This window comes from Ensifer sp. Root1252, from assembly GCF_001425885.1.
Lineage (GTDB): Bacteria > Pseudomonadota > Alphaproteobacteria > Rhizobiales > Rhizobiaceae > Ensifer > Ensifer canadensis.
This window is the reverse complement of the sequence record NZ_LMDT01000058.1, coordinates 170,002-182,306: the sequence shown is the minus strand read 5'-3', so window position 1 is coordinate 182,306 and position 12,305 is coordinate 170,002. Positions and strand designations below refer to the sequence as shown.

Annotated in this window: 10 protein-coding genes; 2 read left to right on the top strand and 8 right to left on the bottom strand. The window is 63.1% G+C overall.

The features are described 5' to 3' along the window. Positions 1-6 precede the first annotated feature (6 nt). Entirely contained in the window at positions 7-633 is a 627-nt protein-coding gene (gene ycaC / locus ASD02_RS35645) for an isochorismate family cysteine hydrolase YcaC (RefSeq protein WP_025428483.1), read from the top strand. 27 nt (positions 634-660) lie between these two features. Then, complete coding sequence (locus ASD02_RS35640; RefSeq protein WP_057218266.1) at positions 661-1,350, top strand: isochorismatase family protein; 690 nt, start codon at positions 661-663, stop codon at positions 1,348-1,350. Between the two features lie 59 nt (positions 1,351-1,409). On the opposite strand, the gene ASD02_RS35635 is transcribed toward ASD02_RS35640, so the two are convergent. The 8 genes from ASD02_RS35635 to ASD02_RS35600 form a co-directional block, all read right to left on the bottom strand. Continuing rightward, a complete protein-coding gene (locus tag ASD02_RS35635) occupies positions 1,410-2,669 on the bottom strand; it encodes a Zn-dependent hydrolase (protein ID WP_057218264.1) in 1,260 nt (419 codons plus the stop codon). Further along, a complete protein-coding gene (locus tag ASD02_RS35630; RefSeq protein WP_057218261.1) occupies positions 2,666-3,199 on the bottom strand; it encodes an L-2-amino-thiazoline-4-carboxylic acid hydrolase in 534 nt (177 codons plus the stop codon). The genes ASD02_RS35635 and ASD02_RS35630 overlap by 4 nt, the downstream gene beginning before the upstream one ends. Positions 3,200-3,434: 235 nt before the next feature. Then, complete coding sequence (locus tag ASD02_RS35625; RefSeq protein WP_244494339.1) at positions 3,435-5,996, bottom strand: fused MFS/spermidine synthase; 2,562 nt, start codon at positions 5,994-5,996, stop codon at positions 3,435-3,437. Positions 5,997-6,067: 71 nt separating this feature from the next. Next, complete coding sequence (locus tag ASD02_RS35620) at positions 6,068-7,615, bottom strand: arylsulfatase (protein WP_057218327.1); 1,548 nt, start codon at positions 7,613-7,615, stop codon at positions 6,068-6,070. A 242-nt stretch (positions 7,616-7,857) separates the two neighbouring features. Next, positions 7,858-9,222: a BatD family protein gene (locus tag ASD02_RS35615; protein ID WP_063978341.1), complete on the bottom strand. Its 1,365-nt coding sequence runs from the start codon at positions 9,220-9,222 to the stop codon at positions 7,858-7,860. After that, a complete protein-coding gene (locus tag ASD02_RS35610) occupies positions 9,219-10,790 on the bottom strand; it encodes a VWA domain-containing protein (protein ID WP_057220127.1) in 1,572 nt (523 codons plus the stop codon). Before ASD02_RS35610 ends, ASD02_RS35615 begins: the two co-directional genes overlap by 4 nt. Continuing rightward, positions 10,787-11,791 (bottom strand): VWA domain-containing protein, encoded by a 1,005-nt coding sequence (locus ASD02_RS35605; RefSeq protein ID WP_057218254.1) that lies wholly within the window; start codon positions 11,789-11,791, stop codon positions 10,787-10,789. Before ASD02_RS35605 ends, ASD02_RS35610 begins: the two co-directional genes overlap by 4 nt. Then, on the bottom strand, positions 11,778-12,305 hold the full coding sequence (locus ASD02_RS35600; protein ID WP_057220126.1) for a DUF4381 domain-containing protein: 528 nt from the start codon (positions 12,303-12,305) through the stop codon (positions 11,778-11,780). Before ASD02_RS35600 ends, ASD02_RS35605 begins: the two co-directional genes overlap by 14 nt.

Here is a 12,305-nt window from a genome sequence, read left to right as displayed (position 1 = left end):
TTCACTATGGCAAAAACCTACAAGCGTCTCGACAAGGATCAGGCTGCGGTTCTGCTCGTCGACCACCAAGCGGGTCTGCTCTCGCTGGTCAGGGATATCGACCCCGACAAGTTCAAGAACAACGTTCTGGCGCTCGCGGACCTCGCGAAATACTTCAAGCTGCCGACGGTTCTGACGACCAGCTTCGAGGATGGCCCGAACGGCCCGATCGTGCCGGAACTGAAGGAAATGTTCCCGGATGCGCCGTTCATCCCGCGCCCCGGCCAGATCAATGCCTGGGACAATGAAGACTTCGTCAAGGCGATCAAGGCCACCGGCAAGAAGCAGCTGATCATTGCCGGCGTCGTCACCGAGGTCTGCGTTGCCTTCCCAGCCCTGTCCGCCCTCGAGGAAGGTTTTGACGTCTTCGTCGTCACTGACGCGTCAGGCACGTTCAACGAAATCACCCGCCATTCGGCCTGGGATCGCATGTCGCAAGCCGGCGCCCAACTGATGACCTGGTTTGGTCTCGCCTGCGAACTGCATCGCGATTGGCGCAACGACGTCGAGGGGCTGGGAACGCTGTTCTCCAACCATATCCCCGACTACCGCAACCTGATCAGCAGCTACACCACCACCAAGGCTTCCCGCTAATTGCGGTCTGGCAACAGGAGAATACCCATGACGAACGTCAACAATGTCGCCAACTTCAACGGCGCTCGCCCGGTCATCGATCCCGATGATGCGGCCATGCTTCTGATCGATCACCAGAGCGGGCTGTTCCAGACCGTCAACGACATGCCGATGCCGAAGCTGCGCGCCCATGCGGCAGCCCTTGCAAGCATGGCGACGCTGACGAAGATGCCTGTCATCACCACGGCGTCGGTGCCGCAGGGGCCGAATGGTCCGCTGATCCCCGAAATCCATGCGAATGCGCCGCATGCCACGTACATTGCGCGTCGCGGCGAGATCAACGCCTGGGACAATCCGGACTTCGTGGCGGCTGTCAAGGCGACCGGTCGCAAGACGCTGATCATTGCCGGCACCATCACCAGCGTCTGCATGGCATTCCCGGCGATCAGCGCCGTCCATGAAGGCTACAAGGTCTTCGCCGTGGTCGATGCTTCGGGTACCTACTCGAAAATGGCGCAGGAGATCACGCTTGCCCGCGTCGTCCAGGCGGGCGTTGTCCCGATGGACACGGCGGCCGTCGCTTCCGAGCTTCAGCGCACCTGGCATCGTGACGATGCGCAGCAATGGGCCGAGATCTACACCAAGATCTTCCCGGAATATCAGTTGCTGATCGAAAGCTACCTGAAGGCACAGCAGGTCGAGAAAGAGCACGAGCAATTGGATTCAGCCCGCGGCTGAACCAGCACGCACTGAGAAAACGTCGCCGGCGGGAAAATCCCTGCCGGCGACATCTGTCGCTATTTCAGGTCGATCTGCAGTACCGTCTGCAGCAGGACGTCGGTACCGCGCGCGCATTCCTCAGGCGAGGAATATTCCGCCTCGTTGTGCGACAGCCCGTCCTTGGAAGGCACGAAGATCATGGCCGTCGGGCAGATGCCGGCGATATGGGCTGCATCGTGACCGGCACCGGAGACCACTTCGGTTGCGGAATAGCTGAGTGCCTCGGCGCTGGCACGCACTGCTTCGACAGTGGCGGGTTCGAAGACGACCGGCTGCTTCGACCAGATGTGTTTGAGCCCGATCTCGGCATCGATCGCTGCGACAGCCTGCTCCAGCGCGGCCTGCATTTGGTTCAGGCCTGCTTCCGAAGGGTGACGCATATCGATCTGCAATTGCACTGTGCCCGGCACGACATTGCGGGAATTGGGGCCGACCGTGGCAAAGCCTGTTGTCCCGACACCGGGCGAATGACGGCGGGCGATGTCGCGCACGGCAAGCACGATCTCTGAAGCCGCGACCAGCGCGTCGTCGCGCTGCGCCATCGGGGTGCTGCCCGCATGCGCCTCCGTCCCGGTAATGGAGACGTCGAACCAGCGCACGCCCTGCACGCCGGTGACGATGCCGATTTCCGTCGCCGCCGCTTCCAGGAGCGGGCCCTGCTCGATGTGGAGTTCGACATAGGCGGCAAAGCCCACATGTCCGACAGGGATTTCGCCGCGATAGCCGATCGTTTCGAGCGCCGTCTTCACGGTCGTCCCGTCCCGGTCAGTCAGGGCCTCGATCGCTTCCAGGCAGGATGCGCCGGAAAAGACGCCGGACCCCATCATCGCCGGCGAGAAGCGCGAGCCTTCCTCGTTCGTCCAGTTGACGACGGTCAGGCCATGCCGCAGCACTGTGCCGGTCTCCTTTAGCGTGCGGATCAGTTCGACCCCGGCAAGAACGCCGAGGATGCCATCGAACCTGCCGCCCTGCGGCTGGGTATCAAGGTGGCTGCCGACGGCGATAGGCGGCAGTGATGGATCTTCGCCGGGGTAGGTGGCGAAGATATTGCCGATCCCGTCGACGTCGATCGTGCAACCAAGCGAGCGGCATTCGGCGACGAACCAGTCGCGGACCTGCCGGTCCTCTTCCGTCAGCGTCAACCGGGTGACGCCGCCCTTGTCGGTGCCACCGAAGCGAGCGGTCGCGACGATATCAGCCCATAGCCGGTCGCCGTTGATCCGGGGCATGTTGCTGCCGGCGGCAGGGGTTTTGCGTGGCTGGCCCGCCGCGGTCATTTCTGCTCTCCGGCCTCAGTATTCAAGCGGTAGCGGAAATCGCAATGGGACGCGCCCTGCATCACCGTTTGCGTGCGCTCGAGCGTGATGCGCGGATCGTAGCCGGTGCAGAACACGCCGTCGCGGTTGCAGGAAAGCAGGTGGCCGATATGGCCGAGCCCCATCTCGCGATAGGTCTCGGCGTAGCGACAGCGCTTGACGTTGTAGTGGAATTCGTCGTCGGTCGCCTTCGTCACCTCGATCGTCAGGGCATCGTCCTGCGTCCAGAGATCCTGCAATTCCTGGAACGTCCGCAAGTTGGTACCGCCAGGCGTTTTCGCCGCAAACGCCTTGCCGGCCTCGATGGCGGCGCTGCTGACGGCCTTGTCGAGAATAGCCTGGGCGCGCTCCTCGCCGATCTCTTCGCGCATTGCCTCATAGATCGGCGCGATAATGCCGGCCTCGATGCGCCGTCGTGCGAGAATGCCCAACTCGCCTTCCATCGCCGCGCGCGATGTCGTGGCGCTTGCCGCCTTGTCCTGGTCTGTCATGAAAAAACCCTGCCTCCCTGTCCAACAGATGGTTGGTTCGATTGAGGGACAGGATACACCGTGACCGCGGAGACAGGGTTGCAAATCCGTGCCATTCACAAGGGCCGTTGCGCAAATATTTCGCGCCCGGCTGTATTTTTCGCGGAATTATTCTTGGCCGGTTGCGGTTGGCCGCGCGGCCTGCAGATGTCGGTGTAAAGCCATTGCGGCCTCAGCGATGACGTCAGCCAATCCGTTATCGCTGACTGCTTGAAACGAACCATTTGTAATAGGGATTGGCCGGCTCGACCTGCATCAGCAGTTCCATGTCGCGAGCCCATTCGGCGCGGTAGCCGGCATAGGCATTGAGCGAGGCCTGGTAGAAGAGCAGCAACCGGTTGTGCGCCTCGGCAATCGACGCTTTCGTCGTGGGGTCGGCGGCAACAAGCGGAAGTTCCGTCCGCAGGGCGATCAGCGCCGGAAGGATGCGCTGCAACTCGTCGGGGCGCACCCAGCTTGCATATTCGATCCGAGGCTGGTCGTCGGTCACCGGAAGTGCAGAACCCGCGTAACGTTCCAGCCCCGTGCGGTCCATCATCCAGGTCGCCAGCAGATCGGCCGGGCTGGATATGCCGACCTCGCCGAGGGCTGCGGCAATCGAGCGCTCTTTCATCCGGTCGGCAATTCGTGTCGCGTCGAGCTGTTGCGGTTCGAGCGAGCCGATGAGCAGCATCTCGTGCAGTTCCGTCGACCAGAGCGTAGCTTCGGGGAAGGTGTCGAGGAAGCTCCTGACGAGGGAGCGGGTGTCTTCGTCGTTCTGGGTTGCGATCGGCAGCCATTGCGCGACCATGCCATTCTCAGCCAGGCGGTCGCGCGCGAGGCGGTAGAAGTCCGACGAGTAGAGATTGACGACGCCGGCCGCCGATGGCGGCGGCGGCTCCAGGGTGATGAGGTCGTAGCGTTCCTGGCTGCGCAGCAGTTCGCGGCGCCCGTCGCGCAGCCGGACCTCAAGTCGGGGATCCTTGGCTGCGTCATAATTGCCCTTGAACAGGCTTGTTGCACGCGCAACGGAGGGCAATAGCTCCGCTGCCACGCGGCGTTCCAGCCCGGGATAGGCGAGCAGCGAGCCGGCGGTAATGCCGGTTCCAAGCCCGATCACCAGCGCCGACTTCGGTTCGCCCTTGTGGATGAGGAGCGGCAACAAAGCCTGCAGCCGCATGTAGCGCAGCGACGGCATGGCATCGCCGGTGTTGGAAACACCCTGGATATAGAGCCGGCGGAAGCGGCGGTCGGCTTGCCCCTGCTCGATAACCGCGACCGTGGCGCCGAGGCCCTCTTCGTAGGAAATGATTCTACCGTCGCTGCGCGACTTCGTCAGCAGAGTGGCGAGCCGGTCCGATGGCACGAGGACCGCAAGCAAAAGCGTGAGGGCGCCGAGCACGGGCACGACCAGGCGAGAGCCGGCAAGCACGCTGCCTTTGCCCCTGAAGATTGCGACAAGGCCGATCACGGCGGCGACGACCGCCAATATGGCAAAGCTGCGGATGATGCCGAGTGCCGGGATCAGCAGAAAGCCCGTGACCAGGGTTCCTGCGATGCCGCCGAGCGTGTTGAACGCCAGCACACGGCCGGTATCGCGCCCGACATGGGCGGGGTTGACCGCAAGGCGCAACGCGACTGGAAAGGCAGCACCGAGGATCAGCGTCGGAACGAAAACGATGCTCAGCGCCGCCACGACAAACCGCGCGCTCATGCCGGCAAAGATGCTGCCCGTCATGGCTGCGACCGTAGCTTCGGCATTCGTCTGCCAGGCGGTGAGCCAGGTGCCGAGCACAGCCAGTTCGAAAAGGGCGACGAGGCCGGCGGCGGTAATCAGCAGGCCGAACGCGGTCCAGGGATCGGCAAGCCGATCGGTCCGCCGCGCAAAGAGTGCTGCGCCCAGCGCAAGGCCGGCAAGGTAGGTGGCAAGCACAACGGAGAAGGCAAAGGAGCGGGTGGAGATAAATTGCACGATCGCCTGCGACCAGGCGACCTCGTAGCCGAGCGCGACGCCGCCGGCGAGCGCGTAGAGAACAAGCGCCAGGCGAGACCCACCTTCGCCAGTGGACGATGCCGGCGATGCGTCCGGCGCGGAGACGGCGAAAGCCGAACTGCGCAAGAAGCCGATAGCAGCGGCGGTTAGCCCGAGAGCGGCGGCGGCAAGGCCGGTGGCCTGGACCCCAAGCGCTGGAATGATGACGAAGGAGACGGCGAGGCAGCCGACGATCGCGCCAAGCGTATTGGCAGCGTAGAGGCGTCCGCCTTTGGTCCCGATCCCGCCGGGAGCCGACTGCAGGCCGCGCAGAAGAACAGGCAGCGTGCCGCCCATCAGAAAGGCTGGTGTGGCGACGAGCAGGATCAGCATCCCCCACGCGACAACAGGCAAGCTCGACTCGATCGAGACGAAGAGAGGCGCGATCCGCGCCAGTGCAAATGTGGCGACAACGCCGAGCAGGGCGACGCCGGTCTCAAGCAGCGCATAGAGGCGCAAGGGACGGCGGGCACGATCACCGAAGCGACCAATGGCGAAGCTGCCGAGGGCAAGGCCGAGAAAGAAGGCGCTGACGCCGGCGCTGACCGCATGCACATCGACACCGGTGACGAGCGAGAGTTGCTTGATCCAGAGAACCTGAAAGATCAGCGCGGCCGCGCCGGAAAGGAAAAGCATGAACCCGGCCATTGCGGGGCTGATGGCAAAGGCCCGTTGCTGCATGCCCTGTCTCTCGTTAGCCCCGTCGACATCGACCGAGCGTACGGGCGCGGAACTCTTTGCGGTCAATCCGGCTCACCATAGATTCTAAATGCAAAGAAAGAAAAGGCGGCGCTCGGGTGAGCGCCGCCTTCGTCAGCTTATTGGGCGGCCGGGGCCTTTTTCATGATTTCGTCGATCTTCGCATGCACGCCTTCCTCGACCTGGTCGACCGAGAAGCTCGCCGGCTTCTGGCTCGGCGGATACTCGATGAAGGTTTCCAGGAAGCTTGCGGCCTTCATGGTGGCTATCCCTGCAAGATAGACGTTCTTGGTCCTCCAGTCGTCGTACTGGTCGGAGACGATGTCGGCCCGCTCATAGGGGTCCATGCGCAGGTTGAAGATCTTCGGCACACGCAGGCAGGTGAACGGATCCTGCCAGACGTCGAAGCCACCGGGCTTGCGCATTTCGCAGAAGACCGCTTTCCAGTTGTCCCAGCGAATGGCCACGAGCTTGGCGTCGTCGTTGAAGTAGAAGAACTCGTTGCGCGCGCCCTTCGGCTGCTCGCCTAGAAGGTAGGGAAGCTGGTTGTAGCCGTCGAGGTGAACCTTGAAGTCCTTGTCGCCGAGCTTGGTGCCCGTCAACAGCCGCTCCTTGACGTCCTTGTCACCGGCAGCGGCAAGCAAGGTCGGGAACCAGTCGAGACCGGAAACCATCTCGTTGGAAACACCGGGCTTGATCTTGCCCGGCCAGCGCACCATCGCCGGCACGCGGAAGGCGCCTTCCCAGTTGGTGTCCTTCTCGCTGCGGAACGGGGTTGTCGCCGCGTCCGGCCAGGAGAACTGATTGGGCCCGTTGTCGGTGGCGTAAACGACGATGGTGTTCTCGGCGATCTTCAGGTCGTCGAGTGCCTTCAACAGCTTGCCGACATCGTTGTCGTGCTCGATCATGCCGTCGGCATAGTCATTGCCCGGCATGCCGCTCTGTCCCTTATATTCCGGCCGGATATGGGTGAACAGATGCATGCGCGTCGTGTTCATCCAGGTGAAGAAGGGCTTGCCTTCCTTGACCTGCTTTTCCATGAAGCCGATGGCTGCTGCCGTGGTCTCGTCGTCGATCGTTTCCATGCGCTTGGTGTTGAGTGCGCCGGTATCCTCAATCTTGCCGTCGGCGAACGAATGCAGCACGCCGCGGGGCGTGGCCGCCTTGACGAAGGGATCATTGGGATCCTTCGGCCAGTAGGGGCGCTCCGGCTCTTCCTCGGCATTGAGGTGATAGAGGTTGCCGAAGAATTCGTCGAAACCGTGCGCTGTCGGGAGGAAACGATCCTGGTCGCCCAGGTGGTTCTTGCCGAACTGGCCCGTCGCATAGCCGAGCGGCTTCAGCGCCTGGGCGATCGTTACGTCTCGGTCCTGGATGCCGACGGGCGCTCCGGGAACGCCGACCTTCGACATGCCGGTACGAAGCACCGACTGGCCGGTGATGAAAGTGGAGCGGCCGGCGGTGCAGCTGTTCTCGGCGTAGTAGTCCGTAAACATCATGCCTTCAGAGGCAAGCCGGTCGATATTGGGCGTCTTGTAGCCCATGACACCCATGGAATAGGCGCTGATGTTGGTCTGGCCGATATCGTCGCCGAAGATGACGAGGATATTGGGCTTGGCCGCATCCTGGGCCATTGCTGGCATGACCGATGCCGATAGCGTCGACATCAGCACGGTGCCCGCAAGCGCAAGCGCTTTCGGCTTGATGGACCTTCGAACTGCTGAAGCAGCCAGCAGTCCGATGGCATTCTTCATATCAATGGGCATCTCATGTCTCCTCGAGGCACGATGGATTGCTTTTAGTCAGGTAGGCAAAGTCTCGGAACGTACCGTTGAACTTTGGGTTGAGGCGGGTGTTACGGGCAAGTACGTAACAGTTACGAAGGATCGTAACGCCCGGTCCGGCAGCGCTAGCGACTGGTTGGTAAATCGGCGTCGAACGCCGGATTGAGATCGGGGAGTTCATTGGCCGGCACCGGCTCGTCGTCGAAGATTTGCTCGAGCCAGCGGCTTCTGGCTTTGCCAAGGCCGGCTCTAAGCGGCAGGAGATTCGGCTTCTGCGCCGCGTCCTGCTGGTCTCGATAAAGCGACTGCTGGTGGTTGGCGAAGGCGGCCCTTGTCTCCGGGTCGGCGAAGCGATCGAGCCACTGGGTCATTGGAACATTCCCCGTCTTGCGCGACCATGCGTCGATCGCCGCCTCGAACCGCTCTGCGTCGCCGCTGCGGCATCCCTCGTCGACGCGATGGAAAGCCGTTGCCTCGGACTGCGCCTTGCGCGTCCGTATTTCGTCAAACCATGCCTGGATACGGCCGGCCATAACGGCGGCAAAGTGGATCAGGAGCGCCAGTGCCACCACCACCAGGCCTGCGCCGACCCACCACTGCCAGTCGAATGGCGCATTCTCAGGCGGCGGGTGCGGCGGGGCAAGGGCGGTCGCATCTGCAGGTGCTGCCGCAACCGAAACCTTGGCCAACGGCGCTTCGGCCGTTTGCGTCTTGCCGAGCGACGGATTGAACCACTGTAGGCTGATTGCGGGGATCGTGTAGGTACCGGCTTTCGCGAAGACATAGGTGGCCGTGTCCTTGCGGACGCCGCCCAGGAACACGCCGCGATCCGACCTATGCTCGGAGAGCAAGGGGTCGTGGACATAGACTTTGACACCCGCGGGTGCTTCGAAGGACGGCTCCGGGATCATCATCGCCGCCAGTCCATCCGCTTCGAAGGTAACGGTGCGAACCAGAGCGTCGCCGGCACGCAGGCTTGCCGGATCACGATCAAAGACTTGCGTGATCGTCACTTTCTCGGCGGTGACGCCGGCCTTGCCGTCAGCGCCGCCGGGCACCTCCGTCACTGTCAGCCGCAGCGTCGGCAATTTCACTCGCCCTTGCGTGGTTTTGCCGGGAACGGCCGCATAACCGAACGGGATATCGACAGGCGGTAAAGTGTAGTCTCCCGCCGCCTGCGGTGTGATGACGTAGGTCTTGCGGATACCGGAGAAATCGACGCCATCGATTGTCTCGTTGAGGTTCAGGCCGCGATCGTCTGGCATCGTCACGATGGTGCCGGGAAGGTCGAACAGCGGAAACTGTGGCGGCGACAGAAAGTAGTTCGGCGCGAAAACGTCGACGTCGACCTCAACCTGCTGTCCGGCGTAGATCGTTCCCTTGGTGGCGAGCGTGGCGCGGGCGAATGGATCGGCTGCCAGCGCGACGTTCGCCAGCGACAGCCAGAAGGCGGCGAGCGCAAGAAGAATGGGCTGGATACGTCGGTTCACGGCACTGCATCCTTCGCTTCGATCGCGAATTTCCGTGCCAGCAGATCGGCCGGGGAAACCTGGATATTGCGCATCCACATCTCAGCGGTCTGCGGCGCTCCCGCCACCGTGCCCTCCTTGCCCTTCTTGCCCTTGTCGTCGAACTGGATCTGATCCGGATCGAGCCCGGCCGCCTCCTGCTGGGCATCCTGATCCTGCTTGTCATTGTCTGCCTTGCGTTTCTCGGCCACTGCCAGGTTCTGCCTGGCTTCGGGCCAGTCCGGGCGGCGTTTGAGCGCCTGCTGGTAGGCGGCAATCGCCTCCTCGGCCTTGTCGAGATGCATCAGGGCGTTGCCTTGGTTATAGTAGCTTTCGGCCGTATCGCCCTGCGCAAAGGCATCGATGGCATCCTGATAGCGTCCGATACGAAAGAGGGCGACGCCCTGCCAGGCCGGGTCCTGGAAATCGCCGGCCGCTCCCTGGAAATCGCCGCGATCGATGGCCCGCTGGCCCTGCTGGTCCGGGGTGAACCAGAGATCGGCAAAGCTGCGATCGGCTGCCTCGGCCTTTACCCCTGGCAGCACCGTGCCGACGGCTACCAGATAGACCGCCCAACGGACTGTCCAGCCGCGGCGGAACCACAACGCGGCAAGGAGTGCGATCGGGATGGTCAGCCACCAGCCGGCATCGTACCAGCGCGTCAGGCCTTCGGCGGTCCTTTGCGCGAAGCTGCTCTGGATCCGCCTGATGATCCAGCGCACGTCGCTGTCGTCGGGCGTGACCGTCGCGACCTGCGCTTTCGACGCCGCTTGCAATGCCTTCAGCGCATCGACGTCGAGTTTGGCACGGACCCGCGCGCCCGTCGCGTCGGTGAGGAACTGGCCATCGGCCGTCTTCACCGGGCCGCCATCGGCGGTGCCGATGCCGAGCACCATCAGGTCGTTGCGGCCCTGATATCGCGCAAAGGCGTCGAATGCCGTGCGCTCGACGCCATCGGTCATGAACAGGATCGTGCCCGGTACGGTCTCGCTGGAAAGCGCATCCTCGGCGACCTGCAGCGCCCTGCCGGTGTCTCGGCCGGTTACCGGCATGATGCTCGGCGAGAGGGCGGCCAGATAGGTCTTTATGAGGTTTGCATCGTCGGTGAGCGGCAGCACCATGTGTGCTGTGCCGGCATAGGCAAACAGGGCAGTACGCGCGCCCTTTCGCAGAGAAAGGATATCCTGCACCTTCAACTTGGCTCGCTCGAGCCGCGTCGGCGAGACATCAGTGGCATTCATCGTTTCGGTCAGGTCGATCGCGATCGCCAGCGGCGCCGTATCCTCGACGAAGGGCGGCTTTTCACGCTGCCATGTCGGTCCGGCCGCCGCGATCGCGGCAATCACGATCAGCACGGCCGTCAGGTGAACCGGTTGCAGCCATCGCCTTCCGCCTTTCTCGATCAGCAGGTGGTCGAGAAGATGCGGCGCGATCATGTTCTGCCATTGCGAGCGCACGTCGGTGCGTCGGCCGATCAACATCACAAGCAGGGGGGCGGCTAGCAGCGCCAGCAGCCAGAGCGGCCGGAGGAAATGGAAGTCGGTGATCATGCTCCCGCCTCCCTTTCGCGACGCCGGTCTGCGCGGGCCGACAGCAGCCACATGATCGCGTGATAGACGAGGACGAGGATCAACGCCGCGCCCAGCGGATAGTGGAACAGTTCGATGCGCGGCCGCCAGGACAGGGTCTTTTGGTTTTCCGGCGTCAACTGATCGAGAAGCTCGTAGATATTCTGCAGCGAGGCCTGGTCCTGGCCGAAGAAATATCGTCCATGCGTCGCCGTCGCGATCTGTTGCAAGACTGACGTGTCGAGCTTCTGTTCCCCTTGCGCATTGGGATCGCCGATGCCGACCGTGTGGATGACGATGTGTTTTTCGGCGGCAATGCCGGCGGCCTTGTCGGGCGGCATCTTGCTCGCGGTGTCGTTGCCATCGGTCAGTAGGATCAGCACCTTGTCCGGTGCCGTGCTTTGGTCGAACATCTTGATCGCAAGGCCGATCGCATCGCCGATCGCGGTGCGTGGACCCGCCATTCCCGGCAGGCTGTCGGCCAGCATCGCCTTGACCGTCTTGTGGTCGAGCGTGAACGGCACGAGCGGGTAGGGGGCATCGCCAAAGGCGATGAGGCCGAGACGGTCTTCGGGGCGCTTGTCGATAAAATCGGCGACGACCGTGTGCACGGCATCGACCCGGGCCTGCAGATTGCCGGCCGGATCGTGAAAGTCGCGCGTATCCATCGATTGCGACAGGTCGATTGCCAGCATGAGATCGCGTTGCGGTTCGGTCTTTTCGATCGGCGGCTCGATATATTGCGGCCGCGCCAGTGCCAGTACGATCAGGCCCCAGCAGATCGGCGCAATCAGCTTCTGCCCAAAGTTCGACTTGGGCACGACCGATCCTTCGGTCGCGCCGATGCCCGCCGCTGCGGTGATGTCCTTGAAAAATGGGATCCGGATCGCCGCCGATTGCTCGCGATAGGCCGGAAGCAGCCACCAGATGACGGCCGGAAGTGGCAGCAGGACGAGCAGCCAGGAATGATCAAGGACGTACATGGTGCGCCTCGATCCAATATCGTGCCGCCGCAACATGGGCTTTCGCTTCGGCCTCGGGAGCAGATGCCAAAACCACCGGCCCGCGGTACTCAGCCTCTTCGAAGAAATGCGCCGCGGTTGTGGGAAATACAGGGCCACCGGAATGGGCGTCGAGGAAGCCGGTCCAGCCCTTGCCGCTCAGATTGGCGATCGTCTCGCGTGGCCAGACCGCAAGCGCGGTGCGCTTGAGAAGGGCGGGCAGGGCAGCGAGCGCATCGCCACGTGTTTGAGCAGCACCAATGCGCTGTTCTATCTGGCGAAGCTCGCCAAGCGCCTCGCGGCGGTAACGATTGAGCTCGCGGTGGCGATACCAGCGCCGGAGCGCGAAGGCGATTGCCAGCAGAACAAGTCCGGCGAGCACCGCCCAGGCCCAGGTCTGCGGCAGCATCGAGACGGGCGGTGGCAAGGCGATATCGGCAAGGCCGCGGAGCGCGGCAGCGAGGCCGGGATCGACCGCTGGCGTGGTCCCTTCCAT